General features: G+C 57.9%; 11 protein-coding genes. 9 read left to right on the plus strand and 2 right to left on the minus strand.

The features are described 5' to 3' along the window. Nucleotides 1–53: 53 nt before the first annotated feature. Nucleotides 54–524: a hypothetical protein gene (locus ACN9MO_RS01905; protein ID WP_057251687.1), complete on the minus strand. Its 471-nt coding sequence runs from the start codon at nt 522–524 to the stop codon at nt 54–56. 245 nt (nt 525–769) lie between these two features. Between ACN9MO_RS01905 and ACN9MO_RS01910 the strand changes: the two genes are divergently transcribed. Beyond that, on the plus strand, nt 770–1918 hold the full coding sequence (locus ACN9MO_RS01910; RefSeq protein WP_425986341.1) for a fumarylacetoacetate hydrolase family protein: 1149 nt from the start codon (nt 770–772) through the stop codon (nt 1916–1918). Between the two features lie 46 nt (nt 1919–1964). Here ACN9MO_RS01910 and ACN9MO_RS01915 read toward each other — a convergent pair whose 3' ends face one another. Then, nucleotides 1965–2213: a hypothetical protein gene (locus ACN9MO_RS01915; RefSeq protein ID WP_057250937.1), complete on the minus strand. Its 249-nt coding sequence runs from the start codon at nt 2211–2213 to the stop codon at nt 1965–1967. Nucleotides 2214–2423: 210 nt separating this feature from the next. On the opposite strand from ACN9MO_RS01915, the gene ggt reads away from it, so the two are divergent. The 8 genes from ggt (at nt 2424) to ACN9MO_RS01955 (ending at nt 17328) form a co-directional block, all read left to right on the plus strand. Beyond that, on the plus strand, nt 2424–4028 hold the full coding sequence (gene ggt / locus ACN9MO_RS01920; protein ID WP_113133219.1) for a gamma-glutamyltransferase: 1605 nt from the start codon (nt 2424–2426) through the stop codon (nt 4026–4028). A gap of 296 nt (nt 4029–4324) precedes the next feature. Continuing rightward, complete coding sequence (locus ACN9MO_RS01925) at nt 4325–6073, plus strand: DUF6538 domain-containing protein (protein ID WP_425986345.1); 1749 nt, start codon at nt 4325–4327, stop codon at nt 6071–6073. 147 nt (nt 6074–6220) lie between these two features. Beyond that, nucleotides 6221–9493, plus strand: a complete 3273-nt coding sequence (locus tag ACN9MO_RS01930; protein ID WP_113479718.1) for a helicase-related protein — start codon at nt 6221–6223, stop codon at nt 9491–9493. Then, a complete protein-coding gene (locus tag ACN9MO_RS01935; RefSeq protein ID WP_113479714.1) occupies nt 9490–10242 on the plus strand; it encodes a DUF4391 domain-containing protein in 753 nt (250 codons plus the stop codon). Before ACN9MO_RS01930 ends, ACN9MO_RS01935 begins: the two co-directional genes overlap by 4 nt. Beyond that, complete coding sequence (locus tag ACN9MO_RS01940) at nt 10226–10504, plus strand: hypothetical protein (protein ID WP_113479713.1); 279 nt, start codon at nt 10226–10228, stop codon at nt 10502–10504. Before ACN9MO_RS01935 ends, ACN9MO_RS01940 begins: the two co-directional genes overlap by 17 nt. A 3-nt stretch (nt 10505–10507) precedes the next feature. Further along, nucleotides 10508–12502 carry a DNA methyltransferase gene (locus ACN9MO_RS01945; RefSeq protein WP_113479712.1) on the plus strand — a complete coding sequence of 665 codons (1995 nt, stop codon included), beginning with the start codon at nt 10508–10510 and terminating at the stop codon, nt 12500–12502. Nucleotide 12503: 1 nt separating this feature from the next. Further along, on the plus strand, nt 12504–14162 hold the full coding sequence (locus ACN9MO_RS01950; protein ID WP_113479711.1) for an RNA-binding domain-containing protein: 1659 nt from the start codon (nt 12504–12506) through the stop codon (nt 14160–14162). Between the two features lie 64 nt (nt 14163–14226). After that, on the plus strand, nt 14227–17328 hold the full coding sequence (locus ACN9MO_RS01955; RefSeq protein WP_113479710.1) for a DEAD/DEAH box helicase family protein: 3102 nt from the start codon (nt 14227–14229) through the stop codon (nt 17326–17328). Nucleotides 17329–17358 lie beyond the last annotated feature (30 nt).

Genomic DNA, 17358 nt, shown 5'->3' on the forward strand with positions numbered 1-17358 from the left:
AAAGCGTCAATGGCCGGAGGGAGAGCCCTCCAGCCAAGGCCGTCGGTCAGCCGTTATTGTGCCGGCTGGGTCATGCCGGGCGTGGTGCCCGGCGTCGAGTTCGGGGTCGAACCCTGCGTTTCGGGCGTCGGGGTGCCTTGCTGCGGCGTCGCTTCGGGCGCCGGCTGGGTCGTCGTTTCACCAGAGGGCGCCGTGCTGCTATCGGCCGGCGGAGTAACCCGACCCGTCGTGCCTGGTGTCGCGGTACCCGGTGCCGTCGTGTCCGGAGTTGCCTGACCCGTTGCCGGCTGGTCCGTAGTCGGCGGCGGTGCCGCGGTATCGGCGGTATCCCGGCTCAGTTCAGCCGGCAGCCAGGCGATCAGCGCCAACACCAGACCGGCGAGCAGGATGATGACGATCGGCCAGTTGCTGCGCCCCGACCGGGCCGGAGGCACATCGCTCATCTGCGCTTGCGTCTGCGGCAGAGGCTGCCCTGTCACCGGATCGATCACCGGCTTTTCCTTGAACTCTTCGTGCTGGTTCATTGCGTTCATCCTTTTCTTGGCGTCCTCCTGGCCTCAGGCGACTGCTCCTGAACCTTCCGGGCAGCCGTAGGCAGCGGATTTCGCGCCGTCGCGAAGCGACAAGGGCGCCCGGAGGGCGCGTGGCATAACCGTAAACGCGTGAAAATATGCAATGTTCCGGACGCTACAACCCAAGGGACGCTTGCGCGCTGCCGTCGGCTTTACATCTCCCTTCTCGGCTGCAAGAAATAGAGTGCGCACGGAGGATGGGCGGCATGAGCGATACAGCGTTTGGCAAGGGCACTTTTGTCGGCCGCGTCTGGCGTCCCGATCTCGGCGGGCCGTCGCTTGTCACGATCCGCGACGGCGCTCTGTTCGACATCACCTCGAAGGCAACGCCGACGATGCGCGACCTGCTTGAGCTCCCGGATCCGGTCGCGCATGTGCGCTCCGTAGCCGGCGAGCGGCTTGCCTCGCTTGAAGAGTGTCTCGCGCGGAAAGCGGATGCATCGACCCTCCATCTCATCGCGCCCTCGGACCTGCAAGCAGTGAAGGCCTGTGGCGTCACCTTCGCGCGCTCGATGATCGAGCGCGTCATCGAGGAGAGGGCGGCGGGCGATGCGTCCCGCGCCGAAGCGATCCGCAGCCGCGTCACCGCCGTCATCGGTGACAGCCTGCGCAACCTGAAGCCCGGCTCGGCGGAAGCAGCCCGCGTCAAGGCAGCGCTCCAGGAGGAGGGCGTCTGGTCGCAATATCTGGAAGTGGGCATCGGCCCGGATGCCGAAGTCTTCACCAAGGCCCAGGTGCTCTCGGCGGTCGGCCCTGGTGCCGCTGTCGGTCTGCACCCTGCCTCGCGCTGGAACAATCCGGAGCCGGAGATCGTGCTCGCGGTCTGCTCCAGAGGCCAGGTCAAGGGCGCAACACTCGGCAACGACGTCAACCTGCGCGACATTGAGGGCCGCTCCGCGCTGCTTCTCGGCAAGGCTAAGGACAACAATGCCTCCTGCGCCATCGGCCCCTTCATTCGCCTGTTCGACGAAACCTACACGATCGACGATGTCCGCAAGGCCGAGCTCACCCTGCTTGTCGAAGGGGAGGACGGCTACCGGCTCACCGGCCGAAGCTCGATGGCGGAGATCAGCCGCGATCCGCTCGATCTCGTCGCCCAGACCATCGGTCCGCACCACCAATATCCCGATGGCGTCATGCTGTTCATGGGCACGCTCTTTGCCCCTGTCGAAGACCGCGACGAACCCGGCCAGGGTTTTACCCACAAGCTTGGCGACGTGGTGACGATTGCCAATGCCGAACTCGGCCGGCTGACCAACACCGTCAGGCTTTCGACGGAATGCGCGCCCTGGAATTTCGGTGCTGCGGCGCTGATGCGCAACCTCGCGGGACGCGGCCTGCTTTAGCGCGACCGGCCGCTTCCGTTGCCCGACCTATTCCGGTCGCGGGCGGCTATGTCATCTTCCGCATGACCCAGAGAGCGCGGCCGGGGTGGGCGATGTCGGGCACGACTTGAAGCCGCGCATCGTCCTTCAGCCGTTCTGCCTCTGCGGCGTCGAGAAACAGGATCTGCCGATCGGTTTCGTTCGCGTTTGGCGTAATCCACCAGCGCCGATCCTCGCAACAAAGACCGGCTTCCGGATTTTCCTGGATATACTCGATCGCATATTCGGCGTCCGTCTTTCTGCCAGCATCGAACATGGGCCGTCCTCCGCCTGTGATCGCTTGCAAGTGAGCTATTATGCGCCTGCTGCGTAGCTTTGGGCAGCCCGGACGTGTTCTCCCGCCAATCGCCTCTGCAGGATGCGCCGCACCAGTCCCCCGGCGCGTCAACATCGGCCTTTTCATCCGCCCGGCAGGCGCATAGGCTCGCGAGCCTGAGTTGTCGTTGTTCCCGGGAGTTCCCGTTCCATGCGTGACCTGCACTTGCCTGGCCGCTCCGTCGTCATGGGCCGGCATGGCGCCGCCGCCACGTCGCACGCCCTTGCCACGCTCGCCGCCATCGAGATTCTGCGTCGCGGCGGCAATGCCGCCGACGCCGCGATTGCCGCCTGCGCCGTGCAATGCGTGGTCGAGCCGGGCTCGACCGGCATCGGCGGCGACAATTTCGTTCTCTTCGCCCCCGCCGGCACCAATCTCGCCGATGGCGGTCGGGTCTATGGCCTCAACGGTTCGGGTCGCGCGCCCGAGGGCCTCACCGCCGAACACCTGCTGAAACAGGGACTGAACGAGATCCCGCTCACCTCGGTGCACGCCGTCACCATCCCCGGCGCGGTCGATGCTTGGAGCAAGCTGAACCGGCGTTTCGGTTCCATGCCGCTCGGTGAACTGCTGCAGCCCGCCATCCGCCACGCGGAGGAGGGATTTGCGGTCACCGAAAGGGTCGCCGTCGATTGGAACCGCAACGAAGACAAGCTGAAGGCGGACCCCAACAGCGCCCGCATGTGGTTGAAGGACGGTCGCGCCCTGCGGACCGGTGAGGTCTTCCGCCAGCCCGAGCACGCGAAAGTCCTGCGGGAGATCGCCGCCAAGGGCCGCGATGGTTTCTATTCAGGCTGGGTCGCCGAGGACATGGTGGGCTACCTGCGCAGCCTCGGCGGCATGCACGCGCTCGACGATTTCGCCACGCAGGAGGCCTTCTGGGTCGATCCGATTTCCACGACCTATCGCGGCATAGAACTTCTGGAAATCCCGCCAAGCGGCGTCGGCATTACCACCTTGCTGATGCTCAATATCCTCAGCGGCTTCGATCTGGGTCGATACGATCCGGTCGGCGTCGAACGTTTCCATATCGAAGCCGAGGCCACGAGGCTGGCCTTCCAGGCGCGTGACAGGTATGTCGCCGACCCCGACTTTGCCGATGTGCCGGTGCAAAAGCTGCTTTCAGCCGCCTTTGCCGACGATTTGCGCGGCCGCATCGACCTGAAGAAGGCCATGCCGGCGGTTGGTCCAGCCGGTGCCACCACCTATCGCGACACCGTCTACATCGGCGTCGTCGACGAAAAGGGCAACGCCTGTTCCTTCATCAATTCGCTGTTCTGGCCTTACGGCACCGGCCTCAGCAGCCCGAAGACCGGTGTTCTGCTGCAGAACCGCGGCGTCGGCTTTCGCGTCGATCCCGCCCACCCCAATTGCGTGGGGCCGCGCAAACGCCCGCTGCACACCATCATTCCGGCCATGGCGATGAAGGAGGGCAAGCCGTGGCTCTCCTTCGGGGTGATGGGGGGCGGCTTCCAGCCGGTCGGGCAGAGCCATGTGCTGACCAACATCGTCGATTTCGGCATGAACGTGCAGGAAGCGATCGACTGCGCCCGCGGTTTCCACCAGATGGGCCGCTTCGAGGCCGAACGCGGCATCCGCGAGGACGTGCTGAAAGGGCTCGCCGCACTCGGCCACGAGATCAAGAGCGCCGAGATGCCGCACGGCGGCGGCCAGGCGATTATGATCGATTCGGTCAACGGCGTGCTGCAGGCGGGCTCGGACCCGCGCAAGGACGGCTGCGCCCTGGCTTTCTAAGCTTGGCGGACTGCCATCGGGCAGATTGCGCGCGAGACAAGGCGCGATGCCGCTGGGCCGCGGGCACTCGTTTCGCCGTAAATTTGGTTCAATTGCAGGAAGAGTTTGGCTGGGGAACCTGGAAAATAATCCAACTTCTCTCAAGCCTTTGATGTGCAACAACCTATTGCAAATAAAAAGCTTATTTTCTAGGACTGTTCCGGTTGGGTGTTCCGGAATAGTGCTACGGATGGGCAAAATTGGCAAGGGTTACGTATCTCGAGAGACGTGGAGCGACCTACTACGCGAGGCTGGATGTGCCGCTCGATCTGGTGAGCCACTACGGCACCACGACGCGCAAGAAGTCACTCCGCACCAAGGATGAGAACGAGGCGAAGAAGCGCCTCTGGCCCGTCGTCGAGGCTTGGCGAACGGAGTTCGAGGAAATCCGTGCACGGCGCGAGATCACAGCTGACGATAGCGGACTTGCAGTTTGGCAGCACTATGAGACGACAATTGAACGGTATGATCGAAAACAGCAGCGCATGCCGACCCGCGCTCAGATTGATGCGGAGTTGCAGAGGCTCTACGGCCTGATCGACGAGGGAAAGATAAACGGCGAAAACCCGTATGCCATGATCAATGCCTATGTAGACCATGAACTGATGCTTCGAGCGCGTGACGACGACGCGAACCTGCGATCCCGTCGCCTGACGGCCCTCAAGGCCGCAGTCGGTTCAGGAGATGTCCGGCTTATCGAGCCAGCGGTCGAGATTTTCATCAAGCAAAATAACCTGCTCGTCGAACCAGGATCGGACCATTACCGCGATCTGTGTGCATCGATGGCGCGTGCTGAGATCGAAGGTCTGCAGCGAACTCTTGAGCGCGATAAGGGAGACTTTACCGGGGCGCCCAAGGATCCCATCGTCAAGCCTGTGAACCGCCCGGTCCATGAAGCCGCTCCTCCTGGAGAAACGATCATGGAGCTCTTCGAAATTTACGCGCGCGAGAACCCGAACCAAATCAAGCAGGACACCTTGGCGCAGGCTCGCCGTGACGTCGGACTGTTTGTCGAATACGTTGGCTCCACATTCCCTGCTCACCGAATCGATAAGAAGGCTGCTCGCGAGTGGAAGGCTCTCCTGCTTCAGTACCCAGTAAAAGCGACGGAAACGAAGGCTTTTCAGGGAATGACTATCACGCAGATTGTTGAGCACAATAAAACAGTCGGAAAGCCTGTGATCAGCTCGACGACCGTGAATCGTTATTTATCGGGCTTTAGCGCATTTTGCACATGGATGACCAACCACGGCTATCTGACGCAGAACCCGGCATCCGACATGTTTTTGAAGAAGTCAAAGGACAAGACAACAAAGCCGTTCACCGTCGACGAAATGAACGCCCTTTTCAGATCGCCATTTTTTACCGGCTGCCAATCGGACAAAGCTCCTCGCTTTTGGAGCAAGCAGGGAAACGTACAAATCCGCGATCATCGTTACTGGGTGCCGCTTGTGATGCTCTTCTCCGGCGCGCGCCCGGGCGAGATTGCCCAGCTCGCCATTAGTGACGTGCGTCAGGAAGGTGTGCACTGGATCATGCACATCACCACAGAAGGAGAGGGAAACAAAAGCGTTAAGACCGATGGATCTATGCGAGTAGTTCCTGTTCACCCCGAGCTCGCGAGGCTTGGTTTCCTTCGTTACCACGCTGAACTGAAACAAGGCGGTGAAAAGCGGCTCTTCCCAACCGCTGAACGCAATGAACGGGGGCAGATGATCGCTGACTTCAGCCGAGATTTCCCACGCTACCTGATAAAGATTGGTTTGAAGGAAGGGCGCGGCCTTTCTCTTTACAGTTTTCGTCACGGAGCCGCGGACGCTCTTCGACGCGCAGGCTATCTGGATGAGCAGTTTGGCTTCATCTTAGGTCACACAGCGGGCTCAATGACGCAGCGCTATGGAACGTTGCCACAGGGTATGCTTAACCAACGAGTTGAGCTCATTAACTCGATCGCTTATCCAGGATTAATGTTGGACCACTTAAAGACCGACATTGAAACGGCCTGAGAGCGCATCTCGGTCGTTGACCCTTCTTCCTGAATTCGGGGTTTTCACCGTGACTTAAACAGCTTGCGATATAGACACAACTCATCGATGCAATTAGCCATTGATATCTGATTGTATTTGAGCCGTCACAGCGGAATGCGGGTCGATATGAAGATTCTGGATAACACCTCGCTACTGCTTGGTGATGACTTGAAGGAAACGCTCGCTCGCGGCTCGCGAGTAAAGATCGCTGCATCGTGCTTCTCGATCTACGCATTCGAAGCGCTGAAGTCAGAGCTCTCCAAGCTTGAAAGTCTGCAATTCATTTTTACGTCGCCAACTTTTGTGCCGACGGATGCGACGGATCGGCTGCGAAAGGAGAGGCGTGAGTTCTTCATCCCGAAGGCCGGCAGGGAGAGCAGCCTCTATGGCACCGAGTTCGAAATTAAGCTCCGCAACAAGCTGACTCAGCGGGCCGTAGCGCGAGAATGCGCGGAATGGATCCGGAAGAAGGCGCGGTTCAAATCTAACGCGACACTAGCAGCAATGCAGCCGTTTGCACATGTGGACACCGGTGCTGCGGCAGTTGCCTATATGCCGATAAGCGGGTTCACGGCGGTCGACCTCGGCTATCAGAAGGGCAATGCCGTCTCGAACTTTGTGACCCGGATGGATGAGCCGGCCCATGCCGAGGTCTACCTCCAGCTCTTTAACCAAATTTGGAACGATGCAGATAAGCTAAAAGACGTCACGGACGCCATCTGCGACCACATCGAGTCTGTGTATCAGGAGAATGCTCCCGAACGCGTCTATTTCCTGATGCTCTACAATATTTTCCGCGAGTTCCTGGAGGACGTCGATGAGGATGTGTTGCCGAATGACCTGACCGGCTATCAGGATAGCATCGTCTGGAACAAGCTTTTCAATTACCAGCGGGACGCGGCGACGGGGATCATCAACAAGCTTGAGACCTATAACGGCTGCATCCTGGCGGACTCTGTCGGTCTCGGGAAAACGTTCACGGCTCTTGCTGTCATCAAATATTACGAGCTTCGCAACAGGTCTGTGCTGGTGCTTTGTCCGAAGAAGCTGGCGGACAATTGGCGGAACTACAACACCAATCTCACCACCAACATCTTCGCCAAGGATCGCTTCAACTATGACGTCCTCTGCCACACCGATCTGTCGCGCACATCGGGAGAGTCGTTCGGCATTCCTCTGAACCGGGTGAACTGGGGTAACTACGATCTCGTGGTGATCGACGAGTCCCACAACTTCCGGAACAACGACGTCTACAAAGATCGGGAGACCCGTTACCAGAAGCTGATGAACAAGGTCATCCGTGCGGGAGTGAAGACCAAGGTGCTGATGCTCTCGGCGACGCCGGTGAACAACCGCTTCAACGATCTGCGCAATCAGCTCGCTCTCGCCTATGAAGGGCAGTCGGACGCACTCAGCAAGAGCCTAAAGTCGCAGACCAGCGTCGAGGAGATCTTCCGGCGCGCCCAGAAGGCGTTCAACGAATGGTCGGCGCTGCCGCCAGAGGAGCGAACGGCTGCCTCGATCCTGCGGACGCTGGATTTCGACTTCTTCGAACTGCTCGACGCCGTGACCATCGCGCGGTCGCGAAAACACATCGAGACCTTCTACGACACGAAGGACATCGGCAAATTCCCCCAGCGCCGTAAGCCACTGTCGTTCCACTGCCCGATCACGCAGCGACCGGATGTGATGGGCTTGAACGAGATCTTCAGCCAGCTGTCGGTGCTGAAGCTCGCGGTCTATGCACCGATCAGTTACATCCTGCCGAGCAGGCTCAAGAAGTACGAGGAGATCTACGACACCCAGGTCGAAGGCGGCCGCGGGAAACTCCGGCAAGCCGACCGAGAGCGCAGCCTTCAGGCGCTTATGACGACCAACCTTCTTAAGCGCCTCGAAAGCTCCGTTGAGGCCTTCCGGCTCACCCTGCGAGCTCTTGGCGGTAACGTCACGCGTGCGCTCGATGCCATCGCTGAGTACGAGAGAACAGGACGCGGCGGGAGCATCAGCGACCACCTGGAAGACATCAGCGACTTCGATCCGGAGGATGATGACCTGAGCGGGCTCGACGAGTTCACCGTCGGCAAGAAGGTGCAGATCAGCCTTGGCGACATGGACCTGCCGTCCTGGAAGCATGATCTCGCGGCGGATCGCGCCTTGATCGAAGCTCTGATCGCGTCAATGGACAAGGTGGCTCCAGAAGACGACGCCAAGCTTCAGCACCTGATTTCGCTCCTCACGCAGAAGGTCGCGGAACCGCTCAACCCCGGCAACCGGAAGGTCATCGTTTTCACGGCATTCGCCGACACAGCGAACTACCTCTATGAAAACCTCGCGCCATTCGCCCATGGCCTTGGCCTGCATGTGGGTCAGGTCACAGGCTCGAGTGCCCCGAAGACCACACTCAAGAAGTCCTACGACTTCCAAAGCGTGCTCACCCTGTTCTCACCCCGCTCCAAGGAAAAGGCTGTCGTCCTTCCCCATGAGACTGCCGAGCTGGATATCCTGATCGGCACAGACTGCATCTCAGAAGGTCAGAACCTGCAGGACTGCGATTTTCTGGTTAATTATGACATTCACTGGAACCCGGTCAGGATCATCCAGCGCTTCGGACGTATCGACCGTATCGGCTCACCCAACGATCAGATCCAACTCGTGAACTACTGGCCTGACATCACGCTGGACGAATATATCAATCTCAAGGAGCGCGTTGAAAACCGGATGGTGATTGCCGACGTCACCGCGACCGGCGACGACAATGTGCTCACCGCCAAGTCCAGCGACATTACCTACCGCAAGGAACAGCTCAAGCGGATGCAGGAAGAGGTGATCGAGCTGGAAGACGTTAAGGCCGGCATCTCGATCACCGACCTTGGCCTCAACGATTTCCGCATGGACCTGCTCAACTATGTGAAGGAGAATGGTGACCTCGAGAACGTGCCCTTCGGCATGCACGCGGTCGTGCCGGCTGCAGAGGAGCTTGGGCTGTGGCCCGGCGTGATTTTCGCGCTTAAGAACATCCACGACAGTGTGAACATCAACCAGCAGAACCGCCTCCATCCCTTCTACCTAGTCTACATCGATGACGGCGGCGACATCGTCGCCGACCACACCGAGGTCAAGAGGCTGCTCGACCTGATCCGCAGCAGTTGCAAGGGGCGGGCCGAGCCGATCCCGGATGTCTGCCGCCTCTTCAATGAGCGCACAGAGGATGGCCGTCAGATGGGGCGCTATTCGGATCTGCTGAGCCAGGCGATTCGCTCGATGATCGAGGTGAAGGAAGAGAAGGACATAGACAGCCTGTTCAGCGGTGGCCGCACGACCGCGCTGACCCATACGATCAAGGGGCTGGACGATTTCGAGCTGATTGCCTTCCTTCGCGTCGAGGGAGCCGCGTCGTGACCCTTTACGATTGGCCCCGCGCCAGCGCTTTCGGGCGCGTGATCCCCAAAAACAAGATCTATGAGCATGTGGGCGCCACCACCGCCCTCAAGGACCTGTTCGTGCGTGAGGTGGATCAGATCGTCTGGTCGCACAAGCTGGCCCCCGAGACGATCAATCTGCCAGCGACCAAGGCGGTTGCCGAAATCCAGGTGTTTCGGATCATGCAACGGGAAAAGGACCTCAGCTTCGATGCGCTGCGTGCCATCGATCGGGCTATCCCGTTCCCGCTGCTGTTCGAGCTGACGCACGGTGGCAAGGTTAAGCTCGCCGCTGCATATAAACGGCCGAGCGAAGCCGACAGCACGAAATGGGTGCTGGGGGACTATTTCGAGAGCGAGTGGCTTCCGGATACTACGCCTCGAACGGCGTTGCCGGTAGCGCTCAATATGGGCGCTCTTTACGAGCAGCTCCTCAGCCCGTTAGTCGAGGGGCAGACAGCCCAGTTAGCTCCTGGCGCTACAACCGGCTTTGCGGAAGCCACGCAGGCATCGTTCGCCGCACCGCCTGCTGTCGAGCCTCTCTCGCTGGAAGCCAAGATTGCACACCTAGAGGCGATGAAGGCGAAGACCCGCGAGGTTGAAAGGATCATCGCGCGTTTGGCTCGTGAGAAACAATTCAACAAGCGTGTGACGATCAATGCCGAGCTGCGCACTGCGAGGGAAGAGTTGAGAAGGTTGAGTGGAGGTATGGATGGCGAAGGCGAATGAACCTTATCGGATGGTGTTAGTCGAAAGTTATCGTCCAAACCGCACGTCAGGTCTACACGGTGACGTCCACGTCCGTCCTCGTCCCGGACAGGGCTTTCCGGTCACCATGCATGTCGAATGTTCGAAAAGCCTAAGCCGCAATTATCCTGTAGGGACAGTTTTCAAGATTCGCGCGAAATTGACCGACCGAGAAGGATCGGGTGACTTCCTCTACAGCTACTTTGGCTGGAAATACGACGTCGTAGAAATTGGAAAGAAGTGATTTATGGAAAAGCTGAAGATGCACAGTCCGGACTTGAGTCAGGACAACATCGCCAAGATCCGCGACCTATTCCCTGGCTGCGTGACCGAGGCGCGCGACGGGGCGACGGGGCAACTGTATCTGTCAGTGGATTTTGACCAGCTTCGTCAGGAGTTGAGCGACAGCATCGTGGAAGGACCGCAGGAGCGTTATCGGCTGGACTGGCCGGGGAAGCGAGAGGCACTACTGGCCTCGAATGCGCCCATCGCCAAGACTCTTCGTCCTGCAATTCGGGAGAGTGTGAACTTCGAATCCACCCGAAACCTCTTCATTGAAGGGGACAATCTGGAAGCTCTCAAGCTTCTTCAGGAGATCTATCTCGGTGAGGTTAAGCTTATATACGCCGATCCGCCATATAATCGGAAAAAGGGAAATAATCTCGTATACAGAGATGATTTCGTCGGAAATACATATGAATATCTTGAGAAAACAAACCAGGTTGATGAATCTGATAATCGGTTGATTGCAAACACTGAAGCTAATGGGCGCTTCCATTCCGATTGGCTGAGCATGATCTATCAGAGGCTCCGCGTCGCGAAGAATCTTTTGGCTCCAAACGGCGTGATAATGATCTCAATCGACGATGCTGAAACCGCAAATGTTCTTCACATCTGCAATGAGATTTTCGGGGAGAGCAATTTCGTTGGAACTCTGATCTGGAAGAACGCGACGGACAATAATCCGACGAACGTAGCAATAGAACATGAGAGCATACACGTTTTTGCCAAAAGCAAAGCGACCTTGGAAGGTGTTTGGAAAAGTTCAGTTTCGGACATCAAAGACGTCCTATTGCGAGTGGGCGGCGACCTGGTTGCGCAACACAGAAACATAGACGATTTGCAGGTGGCGTACTCCTCCTGGTATCGGGAAAACAAGTCTCAATTGGGCCCTCTCGCTGATTACAAGTTTATCGATGCGCATGGGGTGTATGCCGGAAGTCGTAGCGTCCATAACCCGGGAAAAGAGGGATACCGCTATGATGTCCCTCACCCGGAGACTGGCAAACCATGCAAGCAACCCCTTATGGGGTATCGTTTTCCGGAAGAGACAATGAAGCGTCTCTTGTCGGAAGGGCGGGTGCTATTTGGTGATGACGAAAGCAAACTAATTGAGCTTAAGGTCTATGCCTCAGAATTTGAGGATAAACTCTCTAGCGTTTTCGATTTGGACGGAAGGTCGGGCGCGTATGACCTCAGGGCGCTGTTTCCTGAAGCAAGTAAGGTTTTCTCCAATCCGAAACCGGTAGTGTTGATGGAAAGGCTTTTATCTTTTGCAACAGGAGCGGACGATCTGAGCGTTGATCTCTTTGCGGGATCTTCCACACTTGCTCAAGCTGTTATGGAACTGGCGCGGCGTGAGGGTGGGCGTCGCCGTTTCATAAGTATTCAGTATCCGGAGGAGATCGGACAGGACAGCAAGGACGCAAAGGAGGCCTACAATTTCTGCATGAAGGCTGGACTAAGGCCAAACATCGCTGAGATTTCGAAAGAGCGCATTCGTCGTTCTGGCAACAGGATTCTCCGGGAAGAAGCTCAATCAGATTGGAACAAGGACGTCGGCTTCCGCGTCCTAGCGATCGACACGTCGAACATGAAGGACGTCTACTACCGCCCTGACGAGCTGAAGCAAGGCGACTTGCTGGATATGGTCGACAACGTCAAAGAGGATCGGACGGCCGAAGACCTGTTGTTCCAGGTGCTGGTTGATTGGGGTGTCGACCTGACGCTTCCGATCCGTCGCGAGACCGTGCAGAACAAGACCGTGTTCTTCGTCGACGACAATGCTCTCGTCGCCTGCTTCGATAAGGGCGTAACCGAGGAACTTGTCAAAGACCTGGCAAAGCGCGAGCCGCTGCGTGTCGTCTTCCGCGACAACGGCTTCGTCTCGGACGCGGTGAAGATCAACGTCGAGCAGATTTTCCGCCAGCTTTCACCTTCCACTGAGGTGAAGAGCATCTGACATGGATCCGTTGGCGCTGAAGGACTTGCTTGATCGGCTGATCAGCACCTGGGAAAACGAGGTTGCTGAGTTTAAGCAGGCGGGCAGCGACTATGACACCGATAAGATTGGTGAGTATTTTTCAGCACTCAGCAATGAAGCTAACTTGCGCAGTCTCGAGGGCGGGTGGCTTGTCTTCGGCGTCAGCAACAAGACACGGGCAGTTGTGGGTACAGATTACCGCCGAGAGCCGGAACGATTGCACGGCCTGAAGCTTCAGGTTGCTCAAGGCACGGAACCCAGCGTCACTTTTCGCAACATCTACGAACTCGATCATCCGGCGGGTCGTGTCATCCTCTTTGAGATCCCGGCCGCGCCACGGGGCATACCGATCGCATGGAAAGGTCACTACTATGCGCGCGCTAACGAGAGCTTGGTGTCTCTCGGGCTCGACAAGTTGGATGATATCCGCCAGCAGACCTTGGCCCACGATTGGACGGCCCAGCTTGTCCAAGGCGCTACCCTTGCCGACCTCGATCCGCAAGCGTTGAAGGTGGCCCGCGCGCGTTTCGTTGCTAAACATGCGAACCGCTTTAGCCCAGAAGAAGTCATCGGCTGGAGCGATGCAACCTTCCTCAACAGAGCAAGGCTAACGCAGGACGGTGCGATAACCCGTGCCGCCCTTCTGCTGCTGGGCAAGCCCGAATCCGCCTGGAGGCTCAATCCGCATCCTGTGGAGATTACCTGGAAGCTCGAAGGCGAAGAGCGCGCCTACGAGCATTTCGGGCCGCCCTTCCTGCTGACGTCGTCACAGGTCTTTGCCCGCATCCGCAACATTCAGCTCCGACTGCTTCCGGAAAACGAACTGCTTGCCCACGAGGTGGCGAAATACGATCAGAAAGTCGTTCTTGAAGCGCTGCACAACTGCATTGCCCATCAGGACTATGCTCGCCTGGCGCGTGTTATCGTGACTGAGCGACCGGATCGACTGATTATGGAGAATGAGGGTGGTTTCTTCGAGGGGCAGCCCGAGGACTATGTCCTGCACGACCGCGTGCCCCGGCGCTATCGAAACCCGTTCCTGACCCAGGCGATGACGGAACTGAACATGATCGACCATATGGGTTACGGCATTCAGGATATTTATCGTCGGCAGCGCCAGCGCTTCTTTCCCCTGCCGGACTACGACCTCAGCGAGCCCAATGTTGTCCGCCTGACAATCCATGGAAGGGTTGTCGATCCCGCTTATAGCCAGCTTCTCATGCAGCAGACCGGGCTGCCGTTGGCAGATGTCCTTGCTTTGGACCGGGTACAGAAGCAGCTACCGATCACCGACGATGCAGTTCGCCACTTGCGCCGAAATCATCTGATCGAAGGCCGAAAGCCGAATTTCTTCATATCTGCCAGCGTAGCGAATGCGACGTCTCAGAAGGCTCGCTATATCAAGACGCGGGCATTCGATGACCACCACTATGAGGAAATGATCGTCGGATTTCTAAGAGAGTTTGGCCAGGCTTCAAGAAAGGAAATCGACGACCTTCTCCGGAATAAGCTCAGCGAAGCGCTCGACGATTCGCAGAAAAGAAACAAAATAGGCAATCTTTTGAGCGGCTTGAGGATAAAGGGACGAATTTACAATGCCGGATCCAAAGCTACTCCCGAATGGCGCCTGACGGACTAAACAGTGAACATTCTACGAAAGCCGTAAGAGAGCTACGAAAGAAATTTAAGAAAGCCGACTTCCCATGAAGTTAAAATTCAAGCTCCAGCCGTACCAAACCAACGCCGTGGATGCAGTCATTGATTGCTTCGCGGGTCAGCCGAGGAACGATGGCCTCAGCTATCGGATCGACCCCGGTCGGAAGGCACAGGCGAGCGCGTTTGAGGAAGGCTTCAAGAATGCCGATTTTGCGCTCAGCGAGACACAGATCCTGGAGAACATCCAGAAGGTCCAGCGGCGTCAGAATCTGCCTCTGTCGCAGTCTCTGACGGACTTCACCACCTTCAACAACCGTGGTGAGCGCGTGCCTGTGGCTGCATCTTACAAGAGGGACGCCCTTGCTGCGACCCGCGTTCATCTGGACGTCGAGATGGAGACTGGGACAGGCAAGACCTACTGCTACATCAAGACCATTTTCGAAATGAACAAGCGCTATGGCTGGTCGAAATTCATCGTCATGGTGCCGTCCATCGCCATTCGCGAAGGCGTTGCCAAGTCGCTACAGATCACAGCCGACCATTTCACCGAGAGCTATGGCAAAAAGGCTCGGTTCTTCATCTACAATTCCAAGCGCCTGCATGAGCTGGAGAGCTTCTCGTCCGATGCCGGCATCAACGTGATGATCATCAACATCCAGGCGTTCAACGCGCGGGGCGCCGACAATCGTCGCATCTATGACGAGCTGGACGACTTCCAGTCGCGAAAGCCGATCGACGTCATCGCCTCGAACCGGCCCATACTGATCCTCGACGAGCCGCAGAAGATGGAAGGCGCGGCAACGACAGAGGCTCTGCCGAAGTTCAAGCCACTGATGATCCTGCGCTACTCAGCTACCCACAGGGCGCAGCACAGCCGCATCCACCGGCTAGACGCGCTCGACGCCTATAACCAGAAGCTGGTGAAGAAAATCGCCGTCCGCGGAATCCATACCCGCGGGCTGGCAGGCACAAATGCTTACCTCTATCTCGAAGGGATCGACATCTCGAAGAAGGCACCTGTTGCCCGCGTCGAGTTGGAGGTGAAGCTGGCGTCCGGTGAGATCAAGCGGCAGCTTCGGCGCCTGGAGTTCCGGGATGATCTGTTCGTCGAGTCGGGTGACCTGGACCAATATCGCGGCTTCACGATTAGCCAGATCGATGCGGTCAGCGAAACGGTCGAGTTCACGAATGGCGTCGTGCTCAAGGCTGGCGAAGCCAACGGCGACGTCTCGGAGCGCGATATTCGCCGCATCCAGATCAGAGAGACCATCAAGGCGCATTTCGACAAGGAGAGGCAGCTCTTCTCCCGCGGCATCAAGGTGCTATCGCTCGTCTTCATCGACGAGGTGGTGAAGTATCGCGACTACGCCCAGGCCGACGAGAAGGGCGAGTATGCCCGCGTCTTCGAGGAAGAGTATACGCTCCTGAAGGAGGAATATCTGTCGGAGCTGGCGATCGACAACGAAGCCTACCGGAAATATCTGGCCTGCATCGACGCTGCGAAGACCCACAATGGGTATTTCTCGATCGACAAAAAGACCAATCGCCTGAAGGACCCCGACGTCGCCAAGACGGGGGACAACAAAGGGCAGTCTGAAGATTCGGACGCCTACGACCTCATCCTGAAAGACAAGGAACGGCTGCTTTCGTTCGCGGAGCCAACCCGGTTCATCTTCTCGCATTCGGCTTTGCGCGAGGGATGGGACAACCCGAATGTCTTCGTTATGTGCATGCTGAAGCATAGTGACAACACAATCTCGCGCCGGCAGGAAGTCGGGCGTGGCTTGCGCTTGAGCGTCGATCAGAATGGCGACCGGATGGATTATCCCGCCACGGTGCATGACATCAACGTGCTGACAGTTGTCGCCAGCGAGAGTTACAGGAACTTCGTTGACGCCTTGCAGAAAGAGATGGTCGAGGCGCTTACAGCGCGTCCGCGCCAGGCGAATGAAGAGTATTTCAAGGGCAAGGTGCTGCACGCCGAGGATGGAACCGTCGAGGTATCGTCCGACATGGCGGCAGGTATCGAGTTCTTCCTCGTGCAAAACGGGTACGTCGACCGTCAGAAGAACATCACCGAAAAATACCAGACCGCCCGTCAAAGCGGCACGATTGCAGAGCTGCCCGATGATCTGAAGCCCTACACGGACCAGATCCTGGACCTCGTGGATGGCGTCTTTAATGAACGGCAGTTGCCGAAGCTGCAAGATGACCGCCGCTCGAAGATCAATCCCTTGAACGACAACTTCCACCGCAAGGAGTTCCAGGAGCTCTGGAGCAGGATCAACCAGAAGGCCGTATATCGGGTCGAGTTCGATCCCAGCGAGCTGATCCGCAAGAGTGCCGGCGCAATCGACAGTCATCTTCGCGTGACCCCACTGCAATATACCGTCACGAGCGGGATCCAGCAGGACGGCCTGACCTACGACACGATTGGCGACGGCAAGAGCTTCCGCGAGAAGGAGCAGGCAACCTATCAGGCCGATAGCGTCACATCGCTGGTGAAGTACGATCTTCTGGCAAAGCTCGCCGAGGGCACGCAGCTCACGCGGCAGACCATCGCGGAGATCCTGTCGAAGATCCAGTCGAACGTCTTCAACCAATTCAAACAGAACCCGGAGCACTTTATCAGTGAAGCTTCGCGTTTGATCATCGAGCAAAAGGCCTCGATGGTGATCGAGCGCCTCACCTACGATGCGGTATCGGAGCGATACGAGACGGATATCTTTACCGCGAGCCAGACCGTTCAGGACTTCTCCAGGGCGAGCGAGAAGCTGAAGAAGCACGTGTACGACTACGCGCTCCTCGATTCTGACACCGAGCGCCGTTTCGTCGAGCAGTTGGATACAAGCAACGAGATCGTCGTCTATGCCAAACTTCCCAGGGGGTTCGCGATCCCGACGCCCGTCGGCGACTACAATCCGGACTGGGCGATCTCGTTCAAGGAAGGCTCCGTGAGGCATATCTATTTCGTCGCAGAGACCAAGGGCACCCTGTCGTCCCTGAAGATGCGAGAATTCGAGACCACAAAGATCGAGTGCGCCCGCCGGTTCTTCGAGGAGGTTGGCAGCAAGGTGACTACCGATCAGGTGAAGTATGATGTCGTCACAGATTATTCTCGGCTTATGGACGTGGTGAGGAGCGCCTGACACCGGTGCCTGAAAATCACCACCAATCCT

The sequence above is a fragment of the Ensifer sp. R-19 genome, assembly GCF_049905105.1.
Classification (GTDB): Bacteria; Pseudomonadota; Alphaproteobacteria; order Rhizobiales; family Rhizobiaceae; genus Ensifer.

Excerpts from the sequence above, each read along its gene's own strand:
- ACN9MO_RS01905 (WP_057251687.1), bottom strand. The coding sequence starts at position 524 with ATGAACCAGCACGAAGAGTTCAAGGAAAAGCCGGTGATCGATCCGGTG.
- ACN9MO_RS01910 (WP_425986341.1), top strand. The coding sequence starts at position 770 with ATGGGCGGCATGAGCGATACAGCGTTTGGCAAGGGCACTTTTGTCGGC.
- ACN9MO_RS01915 (WP_057250937.1), bottom strand. The coding sequence starts at position 2,213 with ATGTTCGATGCTGGCAGAAAGACGGACGCCGAATATGCGATCGAGTAT.
- ggt (WP_113133219.1), top strand. The coding sequence starts at position 2,424 with ATGCGTGACCTGCACTTGCCTGGCCGCTCCGTCGTCATGGGCCGGCAT.
- ACN9MO_RS01930 (WP_113479718.1), top strand. The coding sequence starts at position 6,221 with ATGAAGATTCTGGATAACACCTCGCTACTGCTTGGTGATGACTTGAAG.
- ACN9MO_RS01940 (WP_113479713.1), top strand. The coding sequence starts at position 10,226 with ATGGCGAAGGCGAATGAACCTTATCGGATGGTGTTAGTCGAAAGTTAT.
- ACN9MO_RS01945 (WP_113479712.1), top strand. The coding sequence starts at position 10,508 with ATGGAAAAGCTGAAGATGCACAGTCCGGACTTGAGTCAGGACAACATC.
- ACN9MO_RS01950 (WP_113479711.1), top strand. The coding sequence starts at position 12,504 with ATGGATCCGTTGGCGCTGAAGGACTTGCTTGATCGGCTGATCAGCACC.
- ACN9MO_RS01955 (WP_113479710.1), top strand. The coding sequence starts at position 14,227 with ATGAAGTTAAAATTCAAGCTCCAGCCGTACCAAACCAACGCCGTGGAT.